Below are 19,545 nucleotides of genomic sequence, written 5' to 3'. Positions count from 1 at the left end.
ATTTTTGGTCTAGAATCCAAGGAATACGCGATGTTATCTCAACTTAAACAGCAGCTTATGTTGCCACAGTTTGCTTTCGGTGCGATAGAAACCGCATTTAATGCGTTGCTACAGCGTTCGCCGCACGTATTACCGGCATTACGTAAGTTAGAGGGTAAATGCTTACATATTGAATTAAGCTCGCCGGCGATCAATTTTTATCTGATCTTTAGCGAAACCCGTGCGGAATGGTTATCGGTTTACGAAGGTGAAGCGGATTGCCATGTGCAACTTTCGTTTGAAGCCTTACCGAAACTTGCCGATAAAGCCAAATTAACCGAGCTGATTAATAACAAGTCATTGGTGTTGAACGGCGATATTCAGGTGTTACAACTTTTCACCGCAGTGTTAGATGAACTGGAAAAAGATCCCGCTGAATTGTTGTCGCCTTTTGTTGGTGATGTGCTGGCACAGACTTCAACCGATTTTGCCAAAAAATTATTTAACAAACTAAAAGGGCAAATTGAGCAGAATCATCAGCATTTCGCAGAGAATTTAATGAACGAGCGTCCGGTAGTGGTACATCGCTTACAAGCGGTTAATTTTTACGATCAGGTTGCAGAACTTGAGCAACAAGCGGTCGAATTTGAGCGAAAATTTGCAAAATTTGAGAATAAATCATGACGTTTAACAATACTCGCCGCCTTTATCAAATTATTACTACATTTCTGCGTTACGGCATTGATGAAATTATTCCCGAGATTCCGCTCACTCGCCATGCTCGTTTAGGGCGTAAGGCTCTGTTTTGGGTGAGAAATCAACACAAAGATCAGCCGTTCGGCGTGCGTTTACGTTTAGCCTTGCAAGAGTTAGGGCCTGTGTGGATTAAACTCGGGCAAATGCTTTCAACTCGCCGAGATTTATTTGAGCCGGAATTAGCGGATCAGCTTGCTTTATTGCAGGATTCGGTTGAACCTTTTGAGGGTAAATTAGCCCGTCAAATTATTGAACAAGCTTTAGGCGGAAGCCTTGAAACTTGGTTTGACGAATTTGATGAGCAAGCGCTTGCCTCCGCTTCGATTGCACAGGTTCACACGGCAAAATTTAATCAAAATCAACCGCTTGCCGGCAAAGATGTCGTGATTAAAGTGATTCGTCCGGATATTGCACCGCTTATCAAAGCGGATATTGCGTTGATGTATCGTCTGGCAAGTTGGATTCCTCGTCTTTCGAATGATGCGAGGCGTTTACGAGCGACCAAAGTGGTGCGTGAATACGAAAAAACGCTACTCGATGAGCTGGATTTGACTCGAGAAATGGCAAATGCGATTCGCTTGCGCAATAACTTTGAAAATAGCGAAATGTTGTATGTGCCGGAAATGTATCAAAGTTTTGGTCATAAAAACGTGATTGTGATGGAACGTATTTATGGTATTCCGGTATCAGATGTTGAAACACTCAAAGCCAACGGCACGGATATGAAATTATTAGCGGAACGTGGTGTACAAGTGTTCTTTACTCAAGTGTTTCGTGACAGCTTTTTCCACGCAGATATGCACGCCGGTAATATTTTTGTTAATCCGAATCATCCGGAAAATCCGCAATATATCGGCATCGATTGCGGTATTGTCGGTACACTGAATCAAAATGATAAACGCTATTTAGCGGAAAGTTTTGTCGCTTTTTTTAATCGGGATTATCGCCGTGTGGCGTTAATGCACGTGGAATCGGGCTGGACGCCGGCGGATACCGATATTGATGCGTTTGAGCAGGCTTTCCAAGAGGTGTGCGAGCCGATTTTTGCCAAACCGTTATCAGAAATTTCTTTTGGGCACGTGTTACTGAATTTATTTAACGTGGCTCGTGAATTTAATATGGAAGTACAGCCGCAATTGGTGTTATTGCAAAAAACTTTACTCTATATTGAGGGATTAGGCAGACAGGTTTATCCGCAGCTGGATTTATGGCAAACCGCAAAACCGTTTTTACAAAATTGGCTGAATGAACAAGTGGGTGTGAAAGCGATTTTACGTGATTTAAAACAACGTGCGCCGCAATTTAGAGAACATTTTGCCGAATTTCCGGAAGCGGTATTCAACGCCTTACAGCAACAGAAGCAGATTAATTTCCGTTTAGATGAGCTAAATAAAACCTTGCAAGCGCAGGGGCAGCAAAAATCGCGTAATGTACAAAGCATTATTAACGGTTTGATTATTATCGGCGTGTTATGGCGATTTGATAACTTACCGTTATGGGTAAGCCTCGGTTTATTATCTGTGGCTCTGTTATCCTTGTTCTTGCAAAGAAAATAGGGCTCATTTGCTTTCGTTACTTTTGTTTGGAAACGAAAACAAAAGTAACATATAATACAAACAATTTTTTCTTAAACTTAAAACAAAAAGAGGAACCTTTATGGGTGGTATCAGCATTTGGCAATTACTTATTATTGTAGCAATTATCGTTTTATTATTTGGTACAAAAAAATTACGTACGTTAGGTACGGATTTAGGTGAATCTGTAAAAGGCTTTAAAAAAGCAATGGCAGATGAAAAACCACAAGATGCGAGTTTTGAGAAAGTAGAAGCAAAAGAAGCTGCAGCTACCGAACAAAAAGCAAAAGAAAAAGAGCAGGCATAGATTGTGTTTGATATAGGTTTTTCTGAATTAGTACTTATTTTCGTTGTGGGGCTGGTTGTTCTGGGCCCGCAACGTTTACCCGTTGCTATTCGTACTGTGATGGGCTGGGTTCGTACAATTCGTGGATTAGCCGCAAACGTGCAGAATGAATTAGCGCAAGAACTCAAATTACAAGAGCTGCAAGAAAGTATTAAAAAAGCAGAAGCGTTAAATTTAAGTTCGCTTTCGCCCGAATTGAGCAAAACGGTGGAAGATTTAAAACAATCTGCGCAACAAATGCAGGCTGATCTCGCTTCAGCAAAAGGGGAAATTACCAAATTAACCGATGAGCAAGTCGCTGAAATTCAAGCAAAAATTGAGCAAGAAGAACAGCAAATTGCCGTGTCGGAATCGCAAGAAAATCCGGAAAATCAACCGCTTGTTGAGGATGAATCTGTGACAGAAACGGCGGAGTTATCTCCGGCAGAGATCGCAGAGCAAGCTGAATTGGATGAATCGCAATTCACCGCATATTATCCGCCTGACGATGATCTGGCAACGCCAAGTTCATCAGTATCACAACAACAGGATAAACAGAATGTCAGTTGAACAATCTCAACCTCTGATTAGTCACCTTGTTGAATTAAGAAACCGCTTGCTCCGTAGCTTTATTTGTGTGCTTGTGGTTTTTTGTGCTTTAGTTTATTGGGCAAATGATATTTATACTTTGCTTGCCACACCGTTAACGGAAAATTTACCGGCTGGGGCGACCATGATTGCAACCAATGTTGCTACACCGTTTTTTACCCCGATTAAGTTGACTGGTGTTGTAGCGGTATTTTTATCGGTTCCCTTTATTCTTTACCAAATTTGGGCATTTGTTGCTCCTGCATTATATAAGCATGAGAAACGATTAATTTACCCGTTATTGGTTTCAAGTACATTATTATTCTATTTAGGTGTCGCATTTGCTTACTATGTCGTGTTCCCATTGGTATTCGGTTTCTTAACCAGTACCGCTCCGGAAGGGGTGCAAATGGCAACCGATATCAGTAGCTATTTAGATTTCGTACTTACTATTTTCTTAGCATTCGGTATTTGTTTTGAGGTACCGGTCGCAATTATTTTACTTTGTTGGTCTGGGGTAACTTCTGCCAATGAACTACGTGAAAAGCGCCCTTACATTATTGTGGCGGCATTTGTGATCGGTATGCTGTTAACACCACCGGATATTTTCTCTCAGACACTTTTAGCTATCCCTATGTGTTTGCTATTTGAAGTCGGGCTGTTTTTCTCGAAGTTCTATAGACCGAGAGATGAGCAAGAGGAAACTATCGCTAATTAATCTAAACCCGCTCACAAGCGGGTTATTTTTTATTAAATTTTGCAAAATTAGGAAGAAATTATGGCTCAATATCTTAACACTTCGTTTCCCACTCGTCGTATGCGTCGCTTACGTAAACACGATTTCAGTCGCCGTTTAGTGGCGGAAAGTCAATTGACTGCCAGCGATTTAATCTATCCGGTATTTGTGATTGAAGGTGAAAATCAGCGAGTAAAAGTGCCATCAATGCCGGGCGTGGAACGCTTGACGATTGATCAGCTTTTAATTGAAGCAGGTGAGTTAGTGAAATATGGTGTGCCGCTAATTGCTCTATTTCCGGTAGTGGGTGATGCGAAAAAATCATTGATGGCGGAAGAAGCATACAATCCGGAAGGTTTGGCACAACGTGCTGTGCGTGCATTAAAAGCGGCTTATCCTGAATTAGGCGTGATGACCGATGTAGCGTTAGATCCGTTCACGACACACGGTCAAGACGGCATTATTGATGAAGAAGGCTATGTGCTGAATGACATCACAACCGAAGTATTAGTAAAACAAGCGCTTTCTCACGCAGAAGCGGGGGCGGATATTGTTGCACCAAGCGATATGATGGACGGTCGTATCGGTAAAATTCGTGAAGCACTTGAAGCGAAAGGCTTAATCAATACGCAAATTATGGCGTATTCGGCTAAATATGCCTCAAATTATTACGGCCCGTTCCGTGATGCGGTCGGTTCGGCTGGCAATTTAAAGGGCGGTAATAAATTTACTTATCAAGTTGATCCGGCGAATGCGAACGAAGGTTTACACGAAGTAGCAATGGATATTCAAGAAGGGGCGGATATGGTGATGGTAAAACCGGGGATGCCTTATTTGGATATGGTATGGCGTGTAAAAGAAAACTTTGGCGTACCAACTTTTGCTTACCAAGTGTCTGGTGAATACGCAATGCATATGGCGGCGATTCAGAATGGTTGGCTAAAAGAACGTGAGTGTGTAATGGAAGGTTTGCTTTGCTTCAAACGTGCGGGAGCGGATGGTATCTTAACCTATTTCGCTAAAACGGTGGCGAAGTGGTTATACGAAGATAATCACCAATAATCACAAGCGGTTAGATTTGAGGAATTTTTTGCAAATGCTTCAGTCTAACCGTTACTTTTTTAGGAGATATAAATGAACGAACAATTTTCTCTTCAACCGTCTAATGATTCATTACGTACCGTGATGTATATCACATACGGTTTATTCGGCTTAGGCGTTATTTTCGGCGGCTTACCGGCGATTGCAGGTGTAATCTTGGCGTATATCAAGCGTGCAGATATGCAAGGCACAGCTTATTACGATCATATGTGCTTCTTGATTCGTACTTTCTGGGGAACGCTAGTCGGTACTATTTTAGGGATTGTCCTGTCGCTAATCGGCATTGGCGTGTTGGTGATTTGGGCGATTGGGATTTGGTATATTTTCCGCGTTATCTACGGTGCGGTAAAATTATTTGATAACAAATCGGTAACGCCAACCGGTTGGTTTATGTAGCGAATTGCAAAAAAGCGGTCAAATTTGACCGCTTGTTGATCTGCACCCCAAAACTTGGACATTTAACTTGAGGTGCAGATTATGTCTTATTCTTATCAATTTCGTTTAGAAATTATCAAACTCATCATCGAACAGGGCTTTGGTATCCGTGAAATAGCTAAACTTCATCAGATTTTCCATTCACTTGTGATTAATTAGCTAAAAGCCTTTCGTGAAAGGGGTTTAGAAGGGGGAAAATCACCTTGTTCGCCACTTCAACTGCTGAAAAGCGAAAAAGCAAGGGATTGATGTACCTGAGCCTACCGACCTTTCGCCTCAAGCATTTAAAAAGTTACAACGTGAGCTTACACTTACTCGAGCGGAGATTGCTTACTTAAAAAAGCTGGAGGAACTCGACTGTCAAGAACAACAGCAGAAATTGAAGAATATTTGGTGTATTACAACTAAAAAATGATTAAGTTGGATTTACAAGGGGCGAGCTCGGCATAATACTGAGTCCAGTATTTAAGTGAATAAACAGTCTGACTTTTTGGGAGGGCAGATCATTTTTAGTTCGTTATTCTCTACAAATAAAAAAGCTTAATTCGGTCGAATTAAGCTTTTATTAGAAGTATTGTATGTATGTAAGGTTACTTTAAAAACACTTAAATCAACTTCCGCTTCCTGCATCAATTAACTCAAGCTTCGAACATTTATGAACGCATGTTCATTTTTTTTAAAGTAAGGCCATTATATCCCAAAAAAAGAATTTGAAAATACCCTTAGCACAAATATAGTCTTTCTTTTTAGTAAATAATAAGCATACAACCACCTTCATTATAAATTTTAATCTAATTATATAGCATGCAATTAATAATATTAATGTAGTGCCTTTTCAATTTTTTCAAACAGATCTCTCGCTAAATTATCTAGTCCTTTTAATCGCTCTAAGCCACGTCTCATCAAGGTTTGGCGTTGATTGTCGTAACGTGATAATTTAATCAAAGGCTCAATTAAACGTGCAGCAACTTGTGGGTTGGTTTCATTTAATTTAATTAAAATATCGACAAGGAAACGATAGCCAGAACCATCAATTGCATGGAATGCTTTCGGGGTCTGACCACAAAATGCTCCGACCAATGAACGCAGTCTATTTGGGTTATTGAAGTTAAAACTACGGTGATTTAATAAGCTTTGCACGATCTCAAGTACATTGTCATCAGGACGAGTTGCTTGGAGCATAAACCATTTATCCATTACTAAGCCATCATGGTGCCATTTCTCTTCAAAATCTGCTAACAATTGATCTCTGCACGGCAATTGTGCCTTGGTTGCAGCGGAAAGTGCAGCGAGCGTATCAGTCATATTATCCGCTTGTTTATAGTGATTATAAGTAAGTGAGTTACCTAAATCCGTAAAGGCTAAGTAAGATAAACATACGTTACGTAATGCGCGTTTAGACATATCCTCCGCTACAACTTGGTAAGTACCGCATTTATGGCGAACATAAATTTCATGTAAACGATTACGTAATATTTCCGCAATCGTTTTTAGCATAAATTCTCGTACGATAGTGATACCGTTCGGATCAATGACTTTAAATAATTCGGCAAACTCGGTTTCTTTCGGTAACGTCAGCATTAATGCGGTTAGCTCTACATCTTTATCTGCATTATCAAGTACATAGATAAGTGCCTCAGTTAACTCCTCAGAAAATGCTAATGCTTCACCGGATTGATAGCGAGACAAATTAGCACGAAGCTCGTTATTGAATAAGGTTTGTGCTGCATCCCAACGTACAAAATCGTTTTGTGCGAATTTAAGTAATGTAATTAATTGCTCATTGGTATAGTTATAATCTAAACGTACCGGCGCAGAGAAATCACATAGCAATGCTGGCACCGGCTTGTGCATCACATTATGGAATTCAAATGTTTGATGCTCTTGCAATACATTCAAGACGTTATGCTGTTCTGTACCTTCAAATTGAAGTGCAATTGGTTCTCCGCTTTGTTCGCCATACAACTCAATTTTTAATGGAATATGCAAGTTTACTTTTTCTAATTGATCCGCAGTTGCCGGCGTATGCTGTGACACGTGCAAACGATAGACATGGTGCATTTCATCATATTCATCACTCACGCTAAGCTCAGGCGTACCGGATTGGCTATACCAACGGCGGAACTGGGTTAAATCAACACCAGAAGCACGTTCCATTGCTGATACGAAATCCTCGCAAGTTGCCGCAGAACCGTCATTTTCTGCAACATATAATTGCATCCCTTTTTGGAATTTTTCTTCGCCCAATAAAGTATGAATCATACGAATCACTTCCGCGCCTTTTTCATAGAGGGTAACAGTATAGAAGTTATTCATTTCAATCACTTTTTCCGGACGAATCGGGTGTGCCATCGGGCTAGCATCTTCGGCAAATTGTACTGCACGCAATAAACGTACGTCTTCAATACGTTTTGCCGGACGAGACCATAAATCCGAGGTAAATTCTTGATCACGGAAAACGGTTAGGCCTTCTTTAAGGCTTAATTGGAACCAATCTCGGCAAGTAATGCGGTTACCGGTCCAATTATGGAAATATTCGTGTGCAATCACGCTTTCAATATCTAGATAGTCGGTATCGGTCGCAGTTTCCGGTTTTGCCAGTACAAATTTAGAGTTGAAAACATTTAAGCCTTTGTTTTCCATTGCGCCCATATTGAAGAAATCAACCGCTACAATCATATAGATATCCAAATCGTATTCTAAACCGAAGCGATCTTCATCCCATTTCATTGAGCGTTTTAAACTTTCCATCGCCCAACCGGCACGATCTAAATTGCCACGATCGACATAGATCTCTAATGCCACTTCACGACCGCTTTTAGTAGTAAATTTATCTTGTAACAGATCAAAATCACCGGCAACCAATGCAAATAAATAGCTTGGTTTAAAGAACGGGTCTTCCCATTCGACCCAATGGCGGCCGTCTTCCAAATCGCCTTGTGCAATGCGATTACCGTTAGAAAGTAAGAACGGATATTTCGCTTTAGAAGCGGTAATTTTTGTACGATATTTTGCAAGTACGTCCGGACGATCCAACATATAGGTAATTTGACGGAATCCTTCCGCTTCACATTGGGTACAGATACCGTCACCAGATTGGTATAAGCCTTGTAGAGAAGTGTTTTGCGCAGGATTTAAACCGGTTTCAATTTGTAACTCGAATTTATCTTCAGTGATATGACTAACATCAATAGTTAGAGATTCATCATCTTTTTCGAAATTAGAGTAAGAAGCGCCATTCAGCTTGAGGGAAAGGAAATCAAAACTATGTCCATCTAAGCGTAGGTGAGAGGCTCCTGCTGTTTTACGTTCTACGGATAAAGTTGAAGTAACAAAGGTTCTGTCTGGATCAAGTTGAAAATCAAGAGAGATATCTGTAATTGTAAAATCTGGTGCTCGATAATCTTTTCTATATTTTGCTTTAGGTTGCATGATGTTTTCCTTAATTTATTTGGCAGGGTGTACTCACCGAAGAAATGCGCATATATTCTACTAAAAGCTTGCAAATTTTCCAAAGAATCTCACCGCTTATCTTCAATCTATTTCTATATGCTTTTCCTGCATAAAAGAAACGCTAGTTGATTTTACTGAACGGTTAAAGTTAAAAGAGATGGTAAACGAAATCTGTAATGAAAATTTAGTATTTCTTCTTGTTTTATTATTGGTATATATTCAAGTAGATATGTTTTATCTAAATTGTGTTATTAGGAGTAAGTTATGAGCGAATATACAAATGTTATTGAGGCGAAATATGGCGAAACTGTTTATGGAACAGCTGGCAATGATTATCTTTCTGGACTTTATAGCGATTATGTTTTTACTAGAGGCGGAGGAATGGATGTGATAAAGGATAAAGGAGTCATAAAAAACATTACTTTTCCTGATGCAATTTCTAGCCAAGTTCGTTATTACCTCTCTAATAATATCCTCACTATTAAACCTTATCCGGATAGTTCTGATCAAATAGAAATCCAAGATTTCTCTTCTTATACAATCCTTTCTTTAACTTACCAAGATAAAAAAATAAATACCAATCAAGTTTCTTTAACGGATAGTGGAAAGATTATTGGCACAGAAAATAATGAAATTATCAATGGAACGCCTTTTATGGATAGTTTGGTTGGATTGCAAGGAAATGACATCCTAAGAGGCGGATATGGGAAAGACACCTATATATTTAATAAAGGCGATGGCCAAGATACGGTATTTGACGGCAATATTTTAGAAGAAAGTTCGGTTTTACATTTTCAGGGGGGAAAAGCGAAAAATGTGAAATTTGAGCGAGTATCTAATGATTTAGTAATTAGCGCTTTTGATAATGAAACCGATCAGGTAATGATTGATGCCTATTTTAATGCGTTAGATGAAGCACAATCATTAGAACTTGTATTTGATGATAAAGCGATTAGCGAGCTAGCACCTTATTTTATTGATAATAAAAGTATTACAAATATCAGCGGTTCTTTTTATATCTATGGTACGGCTGTAAATGATACCTTACATTCGGATAATGAAGATGCTCGTATTTTTGCTAAGGCAGGAAATGATATTTTAGTCAGTGGCAATGGGCATGACGAGCTATATGCCGGTAGCGGAGATGATATGGTAACGGCTGGAGCGGGTGATGATTTTGTTTATGGAGAAACAGGTAGTGACCATGTATATGCAGGTATAGGTAATGATAACGTTTACTTGGATGAAGGCGATGATATTGCTTATGGTAATGAGGATAATGATGAAATCTATGGGCAAACAGGAAAAGATAGCTTATATGGCGGAGCAGGAGAGGATATGTTAGATGGCGGTATTGGTGACGATGAACTTTATGGCGGAACCTCGCATGACAATTTATTTGGTGCAGAAGGAAATGATATTTTAAATGGTGAAGCTGATGATGATTACCTTTCCGGTAATTTAGGTCACGATACTTATATTTTTAGCGGGGTGTTTGGCTATGATGTTATTGCTGATTTTGGAAATATTGCGGATAAAGACATATTACTATTTAAAGATTTGAAGCTTGATGAAGTTAGTTTTAACTTGAATGGTACAAATTTATTGCTTACTGACATGACTCGAGAAGGAAATTATGTTGAGATTGTTGATTATGTAACGAATCAAGAAAATTATATTGAACAGTTTACTTTTATTGATTATCAAGTAGCTATCTTGGTTGATTATAAAAATTCATTTGATAATCAAATTAATATTAATCTAATTTGATTAATGATATTTAAGATAAGTTATTTAATTTTTTGTTTCAAATTTTATTCATATTGAATTTGGTTTAAATTATTTTCTTTATTTTGTAAATTTATTTTTATATAAATTTACCGTGGGTAAAAAATATGGCATAAAGTCTAGTATATAATTTCGCTGCAAATTTAATTAAATTTGCATTAGTTAATTTATACTAGGAGAAATTTATATGTATGTAGCACGAATCACACATAGCATTAGTGTTAGCGGATTTATTAATACTTTTTTCCATTCTTATGGAAGATTTATTTTTAAACCGTCTTTTGGTCAACAACCAATTTTTGAACAAAAACCAATAGAAGTTCAACAACCGGATTTCGGTCAAAAACCAATTCAATTTGATGATCCTGATTTCGGTCAAAAACCAATTGATCCTCAACGTCCGTTTGATCCACAACAACCAATTCCACAAGAGCCAATTCCTCAAGAACCAGTTCCTCAAGAACCTGTTCCACAAGAACCTGTTCCTCAAGAACCTGTTCCTCAAGAGCCAGTTCCACAAGAACCTGTTCCTCAAGAGCCAGTTCCTCAAGAACCTGTTCCACAAGAGCCAGTTCCTCAAGAGCCTGTTCCTCAAGAACCTGTTCCACAAGATCCAATCTGTGGTTGTCCGGAAGATGATGCTCCAACCCCACCATGGGAAGCTGATAATGAAATTTTTGGCGATGAGTGTGATAATGTGCTTTGCGGTACAGAGTTGAAAGATCTGATTGATGGCGGTGCTGGTAACGATACTTTATACGGTTTCGGCGGTCACGATAATTTATTCGGTGGCGAAGGCCACGATATCTTAGTAGGCGGTCTTGGTGCTGGCGACTATCTTTCTGGTGGTGTAGGTAGTGATACTTATATCTTCAGCGGTGATTTCGGTCACGATGTTGTTGCAGACAAAGGTGCGAAAAGTGATTTTGATTTAATTCGATTCACTGATTTAAATTCAGAGGAAGTAACATTCAGCCTTAAAGGTAGTAACTTATTTATTACAGATACTACGGATGAAGGTAACTTTATCGAAGTAGTTAACTACTTAAATGACGGCGCAAACTCAATTGAGCAATTCGATTTCAAAGACGGTAGTGCAACAGTTGACGTAGTTTATAACACTGATGGTTCTTGTGATATTTGTGTTTCATACACTCCAGTACAAGTACAACAAGAGCAAGTAAGCTTCTACGCTTAATTTAATATACATTCATTAACAAAGGGGACTCTTGTAGTCCCCTTTTATCTATTAATCGGTTTTGTAAAAATGAGGCTTTGGGCTACAATATTTGCAAATTTTTCAACAAAATCGACCGCTTATGTCATTTATTCAGTTTAATCTGCCTTTAATTGCTCAGCAAGAAGGGGGCAAATTCCAAGATCATCAAACGCTCGGTAATTTAGTTGGGCATTCAGATACTTTAGCCATTGCGGAAGCTGCGGCGCAGTTTAATGGTTTAAGCGTAGTAGTAACACCGGATACCCGCACCGCATTACGTCTTGAAAAGGCTTTAATGCAATTTAGCCAATTGCCGGTTTCGGTCTTTCCAGATTGGGAAACCTTGCCTTACGATAATTTTTCACCGCATCAAGATATTATTTCCGCCCGTCTTTCCGCCTTGTTTCATTTGCAACAAGGTAATAAACAGATTTTTCTATTGCCAATCAATACGCTGTTACAGAAAGTTTGTCCGCCGAGCTATCTCGCCAATAATGTATTATTGATTAAGAAAGGTGACCGCTTTTCAATTCAGTCGTTACGTTTACAGTTGGAAAATGCCGGTTATCGAGCAGTGGAACAAGTATTGGAATACGGCGAATATGCGGTGCGTGGAGCATTGCTTGACCTCTATCCTATGGGGGCGGAAAGTCCGTTCCGTTTGGATTTTTTTGATGATGAAATCGATTCGATCCGCACCTTTGATGTGGATAGCCAACGCACAATAGCCGAAATCAACGAAATTAATTTACTGCCGGCACACGAGTTCCCGACCGATAGCAATGGGATCGAGCATTTTAGAAGCAAATTCCGTGAACAATTCGGTGAGATCCGCCGTGAACCGGAGCATATTTATCAGCAAGTCAGTAAGGGGATTTTGAACGCAGGGATTGAATATTGGCAGCCACTATTCTTCGAAGAAATGGCGAGCCTATTTGATTATTTAGCGGAAAATACCTTATTTATTACCTTTGACGGCATTGCAGAAAAAGCAGAGCAGTTCCATAAAGATACCGCTCAGCGTTATGAAAGTCGCCGCGTTGATCCGATGCGTCCGCTACTGCCACCGGACAAATTATGGTTCTCGGTTGATGAAGTCAATCGTGGCTTAAAAGCTTATCCACGTTTGACGCTAAGTGCAGAAAAAGTCAGAAAATCGGCAGCTAAACAGAACGCCAATATTGATAAGCTACCGGAATTAGCGATTAATTCGCAGTTAAAAGATCCGTTTGATGCGTTCAATAAATTCCGTAGTAAATTCGATGGGCAGCTTTTATTTTCAGTAGAAAGTGAAGGTCGCCGAGAAACCTTGCTTGAATTACTTTCACCGCTAAAAATCAAACCGAAACAGGTTAAATCGTTAGCGGAAATTGATTCGCAAATTTCACTGATTATTTCACCGCTTGATCAAGGCTTTATCATTGAAAATGTAAGCGGTCAAAATTTGGCAATTATTTGCGAAACGGATTTCTTGGGCGAAAAAGTTCAAACAAAACGTTCGGAGAAAAATCGTAAAACAGTCAACCCGGATACGCTCATTCGTAACCTTGCAGAACTCAAAATTGGGCAAGCGGTGGTGCATTTAGAAAACGGTGTTGGCCGTTATGCGGGGCTAACTGTGCTGGATGCCGGCGGTATTAAAGCTGAATACCTTGTATTGCAATATGCGAACGAGGCGAAGCTCTATGTACCGGTGGCTTCATTACATCTGATTTCCCGTTATATCGGTGGGGCGGATGAAACTGCGCCACTACATAAACTTGGTTCGGAAGCATGGGCGAAAACACGCCAAAAAGCAGCGGAGAAAATCCGCGATGTTGCAGCGGAATTACTTGATGTGTATGCGAAACGAGAATCGCAAAAAGGCTTTGCGTTTGCCTACGATCGAGACAGTTTTATGCAATTTAGCCACACTTTCCCGTTTGAAGAAACTGAAGACCAGAAAACCGCAATCAATGCGGTCATTAGCGATATGTGCTTGCCAAAAGCAATGGATCGCCTTGTCTGTGGCGATGTCGGTTTCGGTAAAACCGAAGTCGCAATGCGTGCCACTTTCTTAGCAGTGGAAAATCATAAACAGGTTGCTGTGCTTGTGCCGACTACGCTTTTAGCACAACAACATTTCGAGAATTTCAAAGATCGTTTTGCAAACTATCCGATTAATGTTGAGGTACTTTCTCGTTTTAAAACCGCTAAAGAGCAAAAAGCGATTTTGGAAAAGGTGGCGGAAGGTAAAGTGGATATTTTGGTCGGCACGCATAAACTGCTACAAGAAGACGTGCAATTCCGTGATCTCGGTTTACTTATTATTGACGAAGAACACCGCTTCGGTGTACGTCAGAAAGAGAAGATCAAACAATTACGAGCTAATGTCGATATTCTTACGCTCACCGCAACACCGATTCCTCGTACGCTGAATATGGCGTTAAACGGTATGCGAGATCTTTCTATTATCGCTAGTCCGCCGGCACGTCGTTTAACAATTAAAACCTTTGTGCGCCAACATGATGATCTGGTTGTGAGAGAAGCTATTCTGCGTGAAATTCTGCGTGGTGGGCAAGTGTATTACCTGCACAATGATGTGGCAACGATTGAAAATTGTGCGACAAAATTAGCAGAATTGGTGCCGGAAGCTCGGATTGTGATTGGGCATGGACAAATGCGTGAACGTGAATTGGAACGTGTGATGAGCGATTTTTATCATCAGCGTTTTAATTTGTTGGTTTGCTCAACCATTATCGAAACGGGAATTGACGTGCCGACCGCTAACACGATTATTATTGATCGTGCGGATAAATTCGGCTTGGCACAGCTGCACCAGTTACGTGGACGTGTCGGACGTTCTCATCATCAGGCTTACGCCTATTTGCTGACACCACCGCCAAAAACATTAACCAAAGACGCTCAACAGCGTTTGGAAGCGCTCAGTTCGATTGATAACCTTGGTGCCGGATTTGTGCTAGCGACTCACGATTTAGAAATCCGTGGAGCGGGCGAATTGCTCGGCTCTGAACAAAGCGGACAGATTGAAAGTATCGGTTTCTCACTCTATATGGATCTGCTTGAAAATGCAGTAAAAGCGTTGCAAGAAGGGCGTGAACCGACTTTAGAAGAAATCACTCAAAATCAGGTAGAAATCGAATTACGCATACCGGCATTGTTACCAGACGATTATGTACCGGATGTGAATATGCGTTTATCGTTCTATAAACGGATCGCTTCGGCAGAAAGTGTTGATGCATTGAAAGATTTGAAAGTCGAACTTATCGACCGCTTCGGAGTATTACCGGAGGCAACGAAAAATCTATTCCAAATTACTCAGCTTCGTCATTTGGCAACACCGCTCGGCTTGAAGAAAGTTGATGCAGGGATTAACGGTGGCTATTTGGAATTTAAACCGAGCGCACAACCTGACCCGATGAAGTTTTTACAACTGATTCAATCGGATAAGAACGTCTATAAATTTGAAGGCGCGCAAAAATTCCGCTTTAATTTACCGCTTGCAAGCAATGCGGAACGATTGGAATTTGTTTCAGCTTTGATTGAAAAATTGGTTTAATTCATTAAGGGCAAGCGGTGAAAATTTGCAAATTTTTAGCAAAATGTCACCGCTTGCTTTTGGCTATTTCACAACAGTAATCGTCCACTTCGCATCATCAATTTGTTCGAAGTCTGTCACGTCATAACCTTCTTCCGCTGCCCAGTTGGGGATAGCTTCGGTAGCTTGAGTACAGTCAAATTCAATGACAAGTTCATCGCCTTTATTTAGTTTCGCCATTGCATCTTTAGCTTCTACAAGCGGGAAAGGGCAGACTAAGCCGGATGTTTCTAATTTTACTTGCATTTTATTATTCCTTATAGAGTGTTTATGCGTTTGCACGCGGTTTAATAATCGTAAAGTAGGCGGCCACCCAAGTGCCTAAAATCATCATTGGGAGCGATACCCAACCTTGCCAAGAAAAGAATGAGGTTTCGACTAAGCCATTACCGATCGAGCAGCCTCCGGCAAGTGTAGCGCCGATTCCCATCAATACCCCACCAGTTGCGCTATAAATCACAGTTTTACTGTCCGGTACCCTTACTCTGAATTCATTTGCACCTTTCGCCGCAATAAAAGAACCAATTAAAATACCTAACACCAGTAATACGCCCCAGTTAATAAATTTGCTTTCTCCGGTAACTAAAAATTGTAATAAATTTGCAGAAGGGCTGGTAATACCTAAACCGAATTCACGACCTGTCGGTACGCTAAAGATCCAAGCAAAAATCGCAATAATGCCGATGATGATAGCTGTAACAAACGGATCCCAACGTTTTTCAAATAAAATGTGGGCTAAGCCTGTTTTTTTCGGTTTGAGTGTCGCGACTTTAGTTTTGGGCTTGCGCAGTTGCTGAAAGACGGCAAATCCAGTAATACCAACAATCAGAATGACTAAAATCCAAGGAGAAATACCAAAACTTTCATAAATAGTTTTATGTTCGATAGTTATACTACGTAATTCATTGTTAAATGAACCTAACGGGCCGGTTCTCAGTATTGCACTAAATAGCATATAGGTAGCTAACGCAATCCAACTACCGACTAATCCTTCACCGGCACGGTACCAAGTACCGGTTGCACAACCGCCTGCCAGAATAATGCCGATACCAAAGAGAAAAGCTCCGCTTATAACCGCAACCGGTGAGAAATTCTCAGCCGGTTGGAAATTAATAAAACCGACTTCTTGAAGGATAAAAAAGCCAATGGACTGAACGCTGATTGCAATTAATAATGCAATAAACATCTTTTTGCTTTTAGTGACATAGAGATCTCTAAATGCACCGGTAATACAGAAACGTCCACGTTGCATTACGAAACCAAGTAGGAAACCACAAAATAGACCAGAAATTAACATAAGATCCTCGTACAAATATAAAGTGTAATCATTATTATGAAAATTGAAGTTGGGATTCCAATAACTATTCTGTTTTCTTTATTGCTTTTTGGAATAATAAACGGATTTATAGCAAAAAATCGTCAAATGGATTGATTTTTCGCCTAACGAAACTTTTTTTGAAATTTGTGTTTGACAACTTTTCAAAAATCCCTAAAATACGGCACATAAATCGCTACGCAATAACGTAGCGTTTTTATTGCGGGAATAGCTCAGTTGGTAGAGCACGACCTTGCCAAGGTCGGGGTCGCGAGTTCGAGCCTCGTTTCCCGCTCCATTTTAAGATGAGCCCGAGTGGCGGAATCGGTAGACGCAAGGGATTTAAAATCCCTCGCCTTTCGGGGCGTGCCAGTTCAAGTCTGGCCTCGGGCACCATTTTAGAATGACAAAATTTAAATTATGCGGGAATAGCTCAGTTGGTAGAGCACGACCTTGCCAAGGTCGGGGTCGCGAGTTCGAGCCTCGTTTCCCGCTCCATTTTAAGATTTAAAACGGTTGTGCCCGAGTGGCGGAATCGGTAGACGCAAGGGATTTAAAATCCCTCGCCTTTCGGGGCGTGCCAGTTCAAGTCTGGCCTCGGGCACCATTTTAAAGCTTAAAATAAAATTAATTATCGAAGCCCGAGTGGCGGAATCGGTAGACGCAAGGGATTTAAAATCCCTCGCCTTTCGGGGCGTGCCAGTTCAAGTCTGGCCTCGGGCACCATTCGATAATAAACTTCCAAATTATTTATATTTAAAATAAGACAAGGCGACGAGCTGAAGGATAGTACAAATAGTACAGCGAAGCGAAGGCAACGCAGTATTATTTTAAATTAAAATAATTTCAATGCGGGAATAGCTCAGTTGGTAGAGCACGACCTTGCCAAGGTCGGGGTCGCGAGTTCGAGCCTCGTTTCCCGCTCCATTTTATCAATTCAAAATAAGATAGCACCATGAGGTGCTTTTTTTATATCTAAAATTTCTCTTTCCTCAAGCAAGCAGCGTATTCCGAAGTTTTATGCGTATTATCATTTGTTTTATATAAAACGTCTTATATAGAAAACCCACCTATTAGGGCTTGGTTGCACTTGTAAGGTGGGTTTATCAATAGCTTATGCGTTCTTCGTTAAAATCGCTAATAATTCCGCTTCGACTTGTTTACCAAATTTGCCCATACGGAAATCGGCTTTTAGTTCATCAAATTTTTCCGGCTCCGCTTCCATTTTCTGTTTTAAGAATTGCGGAAACTCACATAAAACTAATTCAGTTTTGCCGTTACGAATATCAAAGATACTTGGAATTTTCTGTGCAGAAATAACCGCTTGTTGTTGCTCATCACTGTCAAAATGCTTACGCTCTTTGTTATCTTTACGTGAAACGTATTTCACTTTGATATTCGGATTGAGCTTCGTCATACGTTGGAAGTAAGCCACGATTTCTACACAATCAGGGCAATAAGGCTCAGCCATCACTAGCCAGTCGCCTTGTACGCCGAGTGCTTTAAGCTTTTCTTCGGTTTCCGCTTCCAGTTTAACATCAACGTAAACCTCAAGCTGATTTTCACGGTCTTCGTCACTGCTAAATTCTAAATATTCATAAAAATGTGCCATAGGATATCCTTTTAAAAATAACTATATTTGTTTTAGTGTCGCCAAATAATTTCGCAATCAACTTTGGCGTTACTAATTGCTTTGCGTTGTAGCTTTTCTCGCATAAGCTGGAATGTTTTCAGCGCAATTTGTTCATGATCTTGTGCAATCGAGTGAATATGAAACGGCAAAGCGTCTAATAAGTGATGATCATCAAAAGTTGCTAAATGTAACTCTTGATTCATCAATTTTGCCATTTGCTTATGTTCGGTCAAATAGCGTAATACACCTTCCAAAATCGTGTAAGAGGCGGTAAATACCGCTTCGGGTAAACGTCCCAAGCGTTCAACGATCTCGGCAAACATTTGATAGCCCGATTCCGGTTGGTAATCTTTATGTAAAATCCAACTGCTTTGGGCCGCTAAGTGTGATTGCTCCAAGCCTTCATAGAAGCCTTCTAGACGAGAGGCGCTCGGTGAAAGTGATAATTGACCGCCTAAATAGAAAAATTCTTTCGGTTGATAAGCTCGTACGATATTTTCCACCAACTTCGCGACACTTGGCGTGTCATCACTGATTATGTAATTTAGTTCCAAATTAGGGATATGGCGGTCGATATGCAAGACCGGTGTATGACGAATGATTTTTTGATAATAGTTCGGATCTTGGTGAGTTGGTGCGGTAATCAGCAAATCGACCTGACGATCCAATAAGCGCTCAATCACCAGTTTTTCTTGTTGCGGATTATCATCGGAACAGGCAATCACTAGCTGTAAACCGTTTTCTCGGCATAGCTTTTCAAGATTACGAGCGGTGGATGCAAAGCCGTAATTGGTGAGATCCGGAATCACCAAACCAATAACGTTAGAGCGTTGTGCTTGTAATGCTTTGGCATAAACATTAGCACGATAGCCGTATTGCTCGGCAATCGCTTGTACTTTTTGGCGAGTTTCAGGCTTGATACGAAAATCATCACTTTTACCGTTAAGAATCATACTTGCAGTCGTTTTTGATACCCCACTGAGTGCGGCAATATCATTGAGCGTTAGACGTTTTTTAGGTTTTGATTCCACGGTTTTTTCCTCAA

At 40.3% G+C, this 19,545-nt stretch carries 15 protein-coding genes, 6 tRNA genes and 1 pseudogene; 17 read left to right on the top strand and 5 right to left on the bottom strand.

Translation table 11 applies throughout. The features are described 5' to 3' along the window. Nucleotides 1-30: 30 nt before the first annotated feature. From ASU1_RS07495 to ASU1_RS11975, 8 genes and pseudogenes are all read left to right on the top strand, one after another. The gene (locus ASU1_RS07495; RefSeq protein ID WP_014992157.1) at nt 31-663 is read left to right on the top strand and encodes a ubiquinone biosynthesis accessory factor UbiJ; all 633 of its coding nucleotides are present in this window, start codon (nt 31-33) and stop codon (nt 661-663) included. Then, entirely contained in the window at nt 660-2,291 is a 1,632-nt protein-coding gene (gene ubiB, locus ASU1_RS07490) for a ubiquinone biosynthesis regulatory protein kinase UbiB (RefSeq protein WP_014992156.1), read from the top strand. The genes ASU1_RS07495 and ubiB overlap by 4 nt, the downstream gene beginning before the upstream one ends. Before the next feature lie 100 nt (nt 2,292-2,391). Then, nucleotides 2,392-2,616: a Sec-independent protein translocase subunit TatA gene (gene tatA / locus ASU1_RS07485; protein ID WP_014992155.1), complete on the top strand. Its 225-nt coding sequence runs from the start codon at nt 2,392-2,394 to the stop codon at nt 2,614-2,616. Between the two features lie 3 nt (nt 2,617-2,619). Beyond that, nucleotides 2,620-3,204, top strand: coding sequence for a Sec-independent protein translocase protein TatB (tatB, locus tag ASU1_RS07480; protein WP_014992154.1), 585 nt, complete (start codon nt 2,620-2,622; stop codon nt 3,202-3,204). Beyond that, on the top strand, nt 3,194-3,940 hold the full coding sequence (tatC, locus tag ASU1_RS07475) for a twin-arginine translocase subunit TatC (protein ID WP_014992153.1): 747 nt from the start codon (nt 3,194-3,196) through the stop codon (nt 3,938-3,940). The genes tatB and tatC overlap by 11 nt, the downstream gene beginning before the upstream one ends. Before the next feature lie 60 nt (nt 3,941-4,000). Then, nucleotides 4,001-5,020, top strand: coding sequence for a porphobilinogen synthase (gene hemB / locus ASU1_RS07470; RefSeq protein WP_014992152.1), 1,020 nt, complete (start codon nt 4,001-4,003; stop codon nt 5,018-5,020). A gap of 72 nt (nt 5,021-5,092) precedes the next feature. After that, nucleotides 5,093-5,455, top strand: coding sequence for a DUF4870 family protein (locus ASU1_RS07465; protein ID WP_014992151.1), 363 nt, complete (start codon nt 5,093-5,095; stop codon nt 5,453-5,455). Nucleotides 5,456-5,536: 81 nt separating this feature from the next. Further along, nucleotides 5,537-5,909 (top strand): annotated as a pseudogene (locus ASU1_RS11975) (transposase). A 404-nt stretch (nt 5,910-6,313) separates the two neighbouring features. Here ASU1_RS11975 and pepN read toward each other — a convergent pair. After that, nucleotides 6,314-8,926, bottom strand: a complete 2,613-nt coding sequence (pepN, locus tag ASU1_RS07455) for an aminopeptidase N (RefSeq protein ID WP_014992149.1) — start codon at nt 8,924-8,926, stop codon at nt 6,314-6,316. A gap of 285 nt (nt 8,927-9,211) precedes the next feature. On the opposite strand from pepN, the gene ASU1_RS07450 reads away from it, so the two are divergent. From ASU1_RS07450 to mfd, 3 genes are all read left to right on the top strand, one after another. Next, nucleotides 9,212-10,717, top strand: coding sequence for a calcium-binding protein (locus ASU1_RS07450; RefSeq protein WP_148303530.1), 1,506 nt, complete (start codon nt 9,212-9,214; stop codon nt 10,715-10,717). Between the two features lie 205 nt (nt 10,718-10,922). Further along, complete coding sequence (locus tag ASU1_RS07445; RefSeq protein WP_014992147.1) at nt 10,923-11,933, top strand: calcium-binding protein; 1,011 nt, start codon at nt 10,923-10,925, stop codon at nt 11,931-11,933. Between the two features lie 121 nt (nt 11,934-12,054). Further along, the gene (gene mfd / locus ASU1_RS07440) at nt 12,055-15,513 is read left to right on the top strand and encodes a transcription-repair coupling factor (RefSeq protein ID WP_039195762.1); all 3,459 of its coding nucleotides are present in this window, start codon (nt 12,055-12,057) and stop codon (nt 15,511-15,513) included. A 63-nt stretch (nt 15,514-15,576) separates the two neighbouring features. Here the strand turns inward: mfd and ASU1_RS07435 are convergent, their stop codons facing one another. Continuing rightward, entirely contained in the window at nt 15,577-15,798 is a 222-nt protein-coding gene (locus ASU1_RS07435; protein WP_014992145.1) for a sulfurtransferase TusA family protein, read from the bottom strand. A 22-nt stretch (nt 15,799-15,820) separates the two neighbouring features. Then, on the bottom strand, nt 15,821-16,849 hold the full coding sequence (locus ASU1_RS07430; RefSeq protein ID WP_014992144.1) for a YeeE/YedE family protein: 1,029 nt from the start codon (nt 16,847-16,849) through the stop codon (nt 15,821-15,823). A gap of 240 nt (nt 16,850-17,089) precedes the next feature. On the opposite strand from ASU1_RS07430, the gene ASU1_RS07425 reads away from it, so the two are divergent. From ASU1_RS07425 to ASU1_RS07400, 6 genes are all read left to right on the top strand, one after another. Continuing rightward, nucleotides 17,090-17,165, top strand: a tRNA-Gly gene (locus tag ASU1_RS07425). Between the two features lie 11 nt (nt 17,166-17,176). Beyond that, nucleotides 17,177-17,263: transfer RNA gene (locus tag ASU1_RS07420), tRNA-Leu, on the top strand. A gap of 26 nt (nt 17,264-17,289) precedes the next feature. Further along, nucleotides 17,290-17,365: transfer RNA gene (locus tag ASU1_RS07415), tRNA-Gly, on the top strand. A 22-nt stretch (nt 17,366-17,387) separates the two neighbouring features. Beyond that, nucleotides 17,388-17,474 (top strand) — tRNA-Leu (locus ASU1_RS07410). Between the two features lie 32 nt (nt 17,475-17,506). Continuing rightward, nucleotides 17,507-17,593: transfer RNA gene (locus tag ASU1_RS07405), tRNA-Leu, on the top strand. Nucleotides 17,594-17,718: 125 nt separating this feature from the next. Continuing rightward, a tRNA-Gly gene (locus tag ASU1_RS07400) sits at nt 17,719-17,794 on the top strand. Between the two features lie 187 nt (nt 17,795-17,981). Here the strand turns inward: ASU1_RS07400 and ASU1_RS07395 are convergent. Then, the gene (locus tag ASU1_RS07395) at nt 17,982-18,479 is read right to left on the bottom strand and encodes a thioredoxin family protein (protein WP_014992143.1); all 498 of its coding nucleotides are present in this window, start codon (nt 18,477-18,479) and stop codon (nt 17,982-17,984) included. A 32-nt stretch (nt 18,480-18,511) separates the two neighbouring features. After that, nucleotides 18,512-19,531 carry a LacI family DNA-binding transcriptional regulator gene (locus ASU1_RS07390; protein WP_005622180.1) on the bottom strand — a complete coding sequence of 340 codons (1,020 nt, stop codon included), beginning with the start codon at nt 19,529-19,531 and terminating at the stop codon, nt 18,512-18,514. Nucleotides 19,532-19,545: the final 14 nt, after the last annotated feature.

The sequence above is a fragment of the Actinobacillus suis ATCC 33415 genome (genome assembly GCF_000739435.1).
Classification (GTDB): Bacteria; Pseudomonadota; Gammaproteobacteria; order Enterobacterales; family Pasteurellaceae; genus Actinobacillus; species Actinobacillus suis.
The sequence above is the reverse complement of the archived record's forward strand: the minus strand, read 5'-3'. Positions and strand labels throughout refer to the sequence as shown.

What these genes read in the sequence shown, in the direction of transcription:
- tatC (WP_014992153.1), top strand. Translation starts at nt 3,194, where the DNA reads ATGTCAGTTGAACAATCTCAACCTCTGATTAGTCACCTTGTTGAATTA.
- ASU1_RS07450 (WP_148303530.1), top strand. Translation starts at nt 9,212, where the DNA reads ATGAGCGAATATACAAATGTTATTGAGGCGAAATATGGCGAAACTGTT.
- ASU1_RS07445 (WP_014992147.1), top strand. Translation starts at nt 10,923, where the DNA reads ATGTATGTAGCACGAATCACACATAGCATTAGTGTTAGCGGATTTATT.
- ASU1_RS07395 (WP_014992143.1), bottom strand. Translation starts at nt 18,479, where the DNA reads ATGGCACATTTTTATGAATATTTAGAATTTAGCAGTGACGAAGACCGT.
- ASU1_RS07465 (WP_014992151.1), top strand. Translation starts at nt 5,093, where the DNA reads ATGAACGAACAATTTTCTCTTCAACCGTCTAATGATTCATTACGTACC.
- ASU1_RS07430 (WP_014992144.1), bottom strand. Translation starts at nt 16,849, where the DNA reads ATGTTAATTTCTGGTCTATTTTGTGGTTTCCTACTTGGTTTCGTAATG.
- ASU1_RS07495 (WP_014992157.1), top strand. Translation starts at nt 31, where the DNA reads ATGTTATCTCAACTTAAACAGCAGCTTATGTTGCCACAGTTTGCTTTC.
- pepN (WP_014992149.1), bottom strand. Translation starts at nt 8,926, where the DNA reads ATGCAACCTAAAGCAAAATATAGAAAAGATTATCGAGCACCAGATTTT.
- ASU1_RS07435 (WP_014992145.1), bottom strand. Translation starts at nt 15,798, where the DNA reads ATGCAAGTAAAATTAGAAACATCCGGCTTAGTCTGCCCTTTCCCGCTT.
- tatA (WP_014992155.1), top strand. Translation starts at nt 2,392, where the DNA reads ATGGGTGGTATCAGCATTTGGCAATTACTTATTATTGTAGCAATTATC.
- ubiB (WP_014992156.1), top strand. Translation starts at nt 660, where the DNA reads ATGACGTTTAACAATACTCGCCGCCTTTATCAAATTATTACTACATTT.
- mfd (WP_039195762.1), top strand. Translation starts at nt 12,055, where the DNA reads ATGTCATTTATTCAGTTTAATCTGCCTTTAATTGCTCAGCAAGAAGGG.
- hemB (WP_014992152.1), top strand. Translation starts at nt 4,001, where the DNA reads ATGGCTCAATATCTTAACACTTCGTTTCCCACTCGTCGTATGCGTCGC.